Annotated in this window: 9 protein-coding genes; 4 read left to right on the top strand and 5 right to left on the bottom strand. The window is 34.4% G+C overall.

Annotated elements, in window-relative coordinates:
• Nucleotides 1-906 (top strand): MFS transporter (locus VFS71_RS02440; protein WP_326399181.1); only part of this gene is annotated, 906 nt, incomplete at its 5' end.
• Nucleotides 907-1,194: 288 nt separating this feature from the next.
• Here VFS71_RS02440 and VFS71_RS02445 read toward each other — a convergent pair.
• Nucleotides 1,195-2,061, bottom strand: a complete 867-nt coding sequence (locus VFS71_RS02445) for a DMT family transporter (protein ID WP_326399188.1) — start codon at nt 2,059-2,061, stop codon at nt 1,195-1,197.
• Between the two features lie 109 nt (nt 2,062-2,170).
• Between VFS71_RS02445 and VFS71_RS02450 the strand changes: the two genes are divergently transcribed.
• Complete coding sequence (locus VFS71_RS02450; protein ID WP_326399182.1) at nt 2,171-2,551, top strand: heavy metal-associated domain-containing protein; 381 nt, start codon at nt 2,171-2,173, stop codon at nt 2,549-2,551.
• 57 nt (nt 2,552-2,608) lie between these two features.
• Here VFS71_RS02450 and gldD read toward each other — a convergent pair whose 3' ends face one another.
• From gldD to mutY, 4 genes are all read right to left on the bottom strand, one after another.
• Complete coding sequence (gldD, locus tag VFS71_RS02455; RefSeq protein ID WP_326399183.1) at nt 2,609-3,172, bottom strand: gliding motility lipoprotein GldD; 564 nt, start codon at nt 3,170-3,172, stop codon at nt 2,609-2,611.
• A 7-nt stretch (nt 3,173-3,179) separates the two neighbouring features.
• Nucleotides 3,180-4,475 carry a gliding motility-associated protein GldE gene (locus VFS71_RS02460; RefSeq protein WP_326399184.1) on the bottom strand — a complete coding sequence of 432 codons (1,296 nt, stop codon included), beginning with the start codon at nt 4,473-4,475 and terminating at the stop codon, nt 3,180-3,182.
• Between the two features lie 23 nt (nt 4,476-4,498).
• The gene (locus VFS71_RS02465) at nt 4,499-4,939 is read right to left on the bottom strand and encodes a single-stranded DNA-binding protein (protein ID WP_326399185.1); all 441 of its coding nucleotides are present in this window, start codon (nt 4,937-4,939) and stop codon (nt 4,499-4,501) included.
• A 223-nt stretch (nt 4,940-5,162) separates the two neighbouring features.
• Entirely contained in the window at nt 5,163-6,200 is a 1,038-nt protein-coding gene (mutY, locus tag VFS71_RS02470; RefSeq protein WP_326399186.1) for an A/G-specific adenine glycosylase, read from the bottom strand.
• 133 nt (nt 6,201-6,333) lie between these two features.
• Here mutY and VFS71_RS02475 point away from each other — a divergent pair, with 133 nt between their 5' ends.
• Nucleotides 6,334-6,624, top strand: a complete 291-nt coding sequence (locus VFS71_RS02475; protein WP_035634379.1) for an HU family DNA-binding protein — start codon at nt 6,334-6,336, stop codon at nt 6,622-6,624.
• Nucleotides 6,625-7,011: 387 nt separating this feature from the next.
• A partial coding sequence (locus VFS71_RS02480) for a ribonuclease E/G (protein WP_326399187.1) occupies nt 7,012-7,568 on the top strand: 557 nt, incomplete at its 3' end.

The following is a 7,568-nucleotide window of genomic DNA, read 5'->3' on the forward strand; positions in this document are numbered from 1 at the left end:
AATTACGAATTCTTTTTTTTAACTCGATTGTTATCTGGATTGCCTCATGGTGCTTTTTTTGGCGTAGGAGCTGTAGTAGCTAGTCGTCTTGCCGATAAGGGAAAAGAAGCTCAAGCGATATCTATTATGTTTGCTGGATTAACAATTGCTAATCTTATTGGGGTGCCTATTGGAACTTATATTGGGCATCATCTTTCATGGCGCTATACTTTTATTCTGATTGGTTTTTTTGGAGTTCTTACGTTTATTTCTCTTTATTTTTGGATGCCAAATCTGCCTTCCAATGATAGAGTATCTATGAAAAAACAAATGCAATTATTTAAGAAAATTGAAGCTTGGCTGGTAATTCTGATAACAGCTATCGGAGTAGGAGGGTTATTTTGCTGGATTAGTTATATTGCTCCTTTATTGACTGATATTTCTGGTTTTGATGCTGCCGATGTGCCTTACATTTTGATATTGGCTGGTGCCGGAATGGTTGTTGGAAATATTATTGGAGGTAAACTAGCTGATACGTTTCCGCCTGATATAACACTTATCACTTTGTTTTTTCTTATGGCTTTAGATTTAGCAATGGTGTTTTTCTTTTCTTATAATCCTTATGTTAGTTTGTTGTTAGTGTTTTCAACGGGATGTATTTCGTTTACTTTTATTGCATCAATCCAAATGCTGATGATTCAGATTGCGGTTGGTGCCGAGATGATAGCTTCGGCTGCTATACAAGCATCGTTTAATATTGGGAATGCCTTAGGAGCTTTCTTAGGTGGATTACCGTTGATTGCGGGGTTTAGTTATGCGTCACCTAATTTAATTGGAATAGGAATGTCGTTAATGGGAGTTTTATTTACTGTGATGTTGGTACAACGCAAGAAAACAACTTTAAAACTTCAAACCATCGAGATTTAATTAATTGCTTTATTTTAATGTAATAAAATATAAAAAAATCGTCTTTTTCATCTCATGAGAAAGGCGTTTTTATTATATCAATAACTTAAATTGGGTTACTAAATTTAGTTATTTAGGGCTATGAATGACTAAAATCACTATTAGATGTTGTTTTGAAAATAAATGCCCTAGCCCAGATAGCAACGAAAATCCTTTATTGTTTTTCTTTAAAACAAAAAAGATTGCAGTGGATAGCTGGATTAGCTCCTAAAAAAAAAACAAAAACAAGCGAAACCCCATTTGTGAATTTTACTTTTTAGCGGATAAATAAACTCCAATCAAAATTATAAACGCCCCAATGCATTGAACAAATGTCAATACTTCATTATCCAGCAAGCCCCAAAAGAAAGCAACGATAGGAATTAAATAAGTAACCGAGGTTGCAAAAACAGGTGACGAAACCTGAATTAATTTGAAGAATATAACGTTGGCAATTCCTGTTCCAACCACACCCAAAATTAATATAAACCAAAGGGAATGCTGAACTTTTTCGACATGAACCACATCAAAAAAATTAGAGAAAAACAAAATCCCCAAAGCAGGAAATAACAGGATTAAAAAATTCCCGGTCGTAATGCTCAAAGGCGTCAAATCCGATAAATATCTTTTGATTAAATTGACGTTCACAGCATAACATATCGAAGCAATCAAAACAAGAATGGCATAATAGTAATTTTGTTCGGGATGGTTGACAGCTCCGTTAAAAACCAAAAGCAGACTTCCCAAAAGCCCAATGATCACGCCCCAAATTTGGCTTCTTCGAAAAGTAATTCCAAAAAAAGCGGCTCCCAAAATCAATGTGTTCAGTGGAGTCAATGAATTTAAAATGGCTGTAATTGAACTATCAATTTGGGTCTCGGCTATGGCAAAAAGATAGGCAGGCACAAATGTCCCGAACAGTGAAGTCAATGCGATATATTTCCATTGATGATGCGGAATTTTCAACAAACTCTTAAACCCAATTAAAAGCAGAAAAAGTGCTGCGAAAATAATGCGCAATGACCCTAATTGAAAAGCGGTTAATCCAATCAACCCTTTTTTTATCAATATAAAAGAACTTCCCCAAATTAAGGATAGAACCGATAAATAAACCCACTTCAACTGCTTTGTCATGATAAACATTGTTTTGATGCAAAATTGTGAAAATTTTAAAAACTTCCACCTCTTTTTTCATTAATTTTGCAACCAATCAGAAGAGACTTAAATCAATTAAAATAATATCATAATGAATTTTACAAAATCAATCGCAATTATAGCGCTTTCGGGATTGCTTTTTGCAAGCTGTAAAGACAATAAAGCCGAAGTAAAAACGGTAACTGCATCAACTGAAGTAGCGGCTCCAAAAGTTAAAAAAGAAATTGCTGCAGCAAATTTGCAAACGGCTAATTTTACTGTTGAAGGAATGACTTGTGCTATAGGTTGTGCCAAAACAATCCAAGAAGAATTAACGGCATTAGACGGTGTGCAAACAGCCAAAGTAGATTTTGACAAAAAACTGGCTACCGTAACTTTTGATAAAACTGTTCAAACTCCAGAAAGCTTAACTAAAGTGGTTCAGGCAACTGGTGACGGAAAAACATACAAGGTTTCAAATATGAAGTCTTAAACGGACTGATTTTCTATAAAAAAAAGCATTCGCCAATGACGAATGCTTTTTTATTCTTTATTTCCACTTTATGGTTTCCATCAGGCGCTGCATATCGTTTTTGATATAACTGGCCGCTGGCATAATGGAATCAAAATTGGGTTTTGCATAAAAATAAACAGAACCCGTAACAAAATGCTTGATACTGTCAGTGGCATAAAACTGAGAATTGGTAGCCGCATTTCCATCGACCTGATAAAACATTCCGTACACTTTTTTATCTGGGTTTAGGTAAGGTTGTTCCAAGATGTCATCCGCTTTGATTACATGCTCGTACGTTAATTTTTGAGCATCCCTAAGCAGTTTTTTTATGTTGTTGTTTACTGGTTTATAGGTCAGGTAAATAGTGGCTTTCATCTTTGGATATGTAATTGAGTATCCACAATCCTTGTCTTCTTTGACAATTGCTTTGGAATTCATGTCAAATTCAAATGGGCAATGACCTTTGAGAGTAACATATTCCGCTTCAGGGTAATCCAGTCTTAAATAACTGGCCGGTTTAGGCAAAACATCATTTTTACATCCAATTACAGTATAAAAGAATGTAAAAAGTAGCGCTATAGCTGTAATTTTTTTAAGCATTTTAATTTTATTCAATCGTTACTTTAATTTGTTTGACACGTTTTTGGTCCACAGATTCGATGACAAACGTACAGTTTTCAAAAATTATTTTCTGTCCTTTTTTTGGAAAATTGCCTAAAATCTCAAGAATAAATCCTGCTAAGGTTTCTGCTTCTCCTTTTTGCTCTTCAAATAAATCTTCATCCACATCAATAATCCTATAGAAATCCTTTAGGTTTATTTTACCTTCAAAAATATAATTTTTATCATCAATTTTAGAATAATTAACGGGTGCATCATCATATTCATCACTGATTTCCCCTACTATCTCCTCGATGACGTCTTCTAATGAGACCAATCCAGATGTTCCTCCATACTCGTCAACCACTATAGCCAAATGACTTTTGAGACTTTGGAAGTCTTTAAGCAAATTGTCCAGCTTTTTATTTTCGGGAACAAAAAAGGGCTCTCTTAATAATGTGGTCCAATCAAACTCCATATCGTTTATATACGGAAGTAAATCTTTGACAAACAAAACGCCTTCTATTTGGTCAATATTGTCGCGATATACAGGAATTCTGGAGAATCCTTTTTCTATGATTTTTGGATAAATTACAACAAAGGATTCGGTGATTTCCAAAGCAAAAATGTCAATTCTTGGACTCATTACCTGCTTGGTGTCTGTATTTCCAAAAGACACAATTCCTTCCAGTATTTTTTGTTCTTCGGTTGAAGTTTCACCACTATCAGTCAGTTCCAAAGCTTGAGATAATTGGTCTATCGAGAAATTTGATTTTTGTTTCCCCAATTTATTCTGCAAATACAGAGTTATTGAACGCATCGGAATACTTACAGGTGACAATATTTTGTCTAACCCTGAAACGGGATAAGCAATTAATTGAGCAAACTTTATGTTGTTTCTACTGGCGTATACTTTTGGCAAAACTTCACCAAAAAGCAATAGTAGGAAAGTAACCAAAATCACTTCGGTGATGAATTTTAAAACTGGGGATTGTATCGCTGCAAAAAGATCTTTTCCAACAAAGGAGAACAAAATAACTACCGCGATGTTAATGAAATTGTTGGCTACGAGTAATGTAGCTAAGAGTTTTTTAGGTTTCTCCAAAAGGTTTGCTATTATTCGTCCTTTGGAGTTGTTTTCCTGAATGGAATCGTCTAAATCTTTTTGTGATAATGAAAATAACGCTACTTCGGCGCCAGAAACTATTGCGGAGCAAAATAGCAAAATGATAATTCCGATAAAACCGAATACTAAGGTAAGGTCAACTTGAGATGCAATCTCTAAACTGGGCTCTGGGTCCAAATTCTTATAAATTAGTTAAACAATTAAAACGGCAAGTCATTGATAGGCAAGTCGTTATTTTGTGTGTCAAAGTTAGTGTTTTTTGTGGATTCCGAAGAATTTAATGCCTTATTGCTTTCAGTATCTTTTTTAGTAGTTAAAAAAGTAAACTCTGTTACCTGGATTTCCATTGTGTGTTTGGTCGATCCGTCTTCGGCTTGCCATTGTCTTGATTTTATTCGGCCTTCCACGTAAATCTTATCTCCTTTCGAAAGGTATTTTTCACAAATTTCAGCGGCTTTGTTGCGTACTACTAGATTATGCCATTCTGTGGAAGTGATTTTTTCGTTGGTCGTTTTGTTGACATACACTTCATTTGTTGCTAATTGAAATCTGCCGATACAATTTCCCCCGTCAAAATAATGCATTTTGACATCGTCGCCAAGATGGCCTATAAGCATTACTTTATTTAATGTTCCGTTCATGATTTGGTGGTATTTCTATCAAAGGTACATTATTTTTTGAAAACTATTTTTATAGGATTCTTATAAAATAAATTTTGAACAAGCATATTTTCCTACCTTAATAAGTAGCACTTCAAATCGAGTAAAAAATTATTTCTTCATTATATTTATCTCTATCGGATTACCTCGAATTTGATTTGCCACAAACCGCCTAACATACTTTATAATGCTGCCTCAAATGATTCTACAGTTTCTCCTCAATAAAATTATGAATCACTATCGGGAATGGAAAAGTCTTGGCTGTTTCGAGATCGATACCATTTTCGATTGCGCCTTTTAAACTTGCTTTCCAAAATTTTATGTGCAAATGTTGGTGCGATAGTTTATGGACGATACTCTCTTCATTGTATTCCAATAAGCTCTCCATTTTGTTTCCGTGAAAAAAGTTTTGGTTGATTTGCTGAGCTACGGTTTCGAAATCTTCTACTTTGTCGGTTTCAATCAAAGGGAACTCATATAGATTATGCCAAATTCCTTTGGAAGTACGTTTCTGGATAATGGTGTTTTCCAAATCATCGACGGCTACTATATAATTAAAGTAGCGATTTCGAACTTTAGTTTTCTTTGATTTTATGGGTAGCTGATCCACTTTCTTTTTTTGCAAAGCAGCACAACTATTATTGAAGACACATTCAAAACAATTTGGATTTTTCGGGACACATTGTAGGGCGCCAAATTCCATTATGGCTTGATTGAATTGTGCGGGGTTGTCTTTTGGCATTAGTTCAAAAGCTAAAGCGGCAAATTCTTTTTTTGCAGAGACTTGTGCAATATCAGTTTCTAAATCAAAATATCGCGAAAGTACTCGGAATACATTTCCGTCAACTACGGGAACACATTCATTATAGGAGAAGGATGCAATTGCGGCTGCGGTATATTCGCCAATTCCTTTTAATTTTAGCAAGTCGGCATAATTATCTGGGAAAACGCCATTCATTTCAAAAGCGATTGTTTGGGCGGTTTTATGCAAATTCCGAGCGCGGGAATAATATCCTAATCCTTGCCAAAGTTTTAGAACTTGTTCTTCATTGGCTTTTGCCAAATCAAAAACAGTTGGAAAAGCTGTAGTAAAAGACAGAAAATACGGCGTTCCTTGAGCGACTCTTGTTTGTTGAAGCATAATTTCGGAGAGCCAAATTGGGTATGGATTGGTGGTTTTTCGCCAAGGTAAATCGCGCTTGTTTTGTAAGTACCACTTAATTAATGTGTTGTGAAATTTCATTGTAAAATAATTGTAAACAAAAGTAATTGTTTATGTAATTAAATTTTAACGAATTAGGTTGATTTATTGTTTTTTAAATTCATATATTTGCAAACTCAAAAAAATTATTACAACATAATAAAAAGGAAAGAAAATGACGAAAGCAGATATCGTAGCGAAGATTTCAGAAAAATTAGGTCTTGAAAAAGGGGATGTGCAAGCAACCGTAGAGACTTTTATGAACGAAGTAAAAAACTCACTTGAAACTGGTGACAATGTTTACCTAAGAGGTTTCGGTAGTTTTATCGTTAAAACAAGAGCTGAAAAAACTGGAAGAAATATTTCCAAAAATACCACTATCAAAATTCCAGCACACAACATTCCTGCATTCAAACCTGCGAAAGTTTTTGTTGAAGGTGTAAAAGTGAACAACGAAGCAAAATAACACTATTAATTAATCATAAAATCTATTAGATATGCCAAGTGGTAAAAAAAGAAAGAGACATAAGGTAGCAACGCACAAACGTAAAAAAAGAGCGAGAGCTAACCGTCACAAAAAGAAAAAGTAGTTTTAAACTACTTTTTTCTTTTTTAAGTTCATTGAAATTTGGAAGAATAGTCCGCAGAATTAAGTTTTCAGAAGATAGTATAAAGCTGCAATCTAAACTCTTAAAACTGCAATCTATAATTCCTCCCGGGTACAATACCTGTTAAATTATTGTTTAATCCATCCTTGCTGAAAAGTTGATGGTTGATAGTTGATAGTTGATGGATTTTCCAACAACTAACAACCGACAACCGACAACCAATAAGTACGGATAAAAATTTACAAATGAATAAAGAATTAATCATTCGATCTAGTTCTGATTTCGTAGATTTTGCCTTATTAAAAGATGGAAAACTAATTGAATTGCACAAGGAAGAAGAGAAAAGCAACTTTCAAGTAGGTGATATTTTTATTGCCAAAATAAGAAAACCAGTTGCTGGACTTAATGCTGCTTTTGTAAATGTAGGCTTCGAAAAAGACGCCTTTTTACATTATCACGATTTAGGGCCTAACTTAGCTTCCCAGCTGAAATTCATAAAACTTGTAAGCGCAGGTAAATTAAAAGATTTCTCCCTAAAAAACTTTCAGTTTGAAAAAGAAATAGATAAGAATGGTACGATTACAGATGTAATTAGTGCTAATCAATCTGTTTTGGTGCAAGTTGTCAAAGAACCAATATCGACCAAAGGGCCGAGGATAAGCGCAGAGCTTTCCCTAGCCGGAAGATTTATTGTTTTGGTTCCGTTTTCTGACCGAGTTTCTATTTCACAAAAGATAGAAGACAAAAAAGAAAAGGAACGTTTGAAACGTCTTGTACAATCAGTCAAACCAAAAGGATTTGG

Source organism: Flavobacterium sp. (genome assembly GCF_035760125.1).
Classification (GTDB): domain Bacteria; phylum Bacteroidota; class Bacteroidia; order Flavobacteriales; family Flavobacteriaceae; genus Flavobacterium.

Bases quoted from the DNA above. Each gene is read 5' to 3' on its own strand.
- mutY (WP_326399186.1), bottom strand. From the start codon at position 6,200: ATGAAATTTCACAACACATTAATTAAGTGGTACTTACAAAACAAGCGC.
- gldD (WP_326399183.1), bottom strand. From the start codon at position 3,172: ATGCTTAAAAAAATTACAGCTATAGCGCTACTTTTTACATTCTTTTAT.
- VFS71_RS02475 (WP_035634379.1), top strand. From the start codon at position 6,334: ATGACGAAAGCAGATATCGTAGCGAAGATTTCAGAAAAATTAGGTCTT.
- VFS71_RS02465 (WP_326399185.1), bottom strand. From the start codon at position 4,939: ATGAACGGAACATTAAATAAAGTAATGCTTATAGGCCATCTTGGCGAC.
- VFS71_RS02450 (WP_326399182.1), top strand. From the start codon at position 2,171: ATGAATTTTACAAAATCAATCGCAATTATAGCGCTTTCGGGATTGCTT.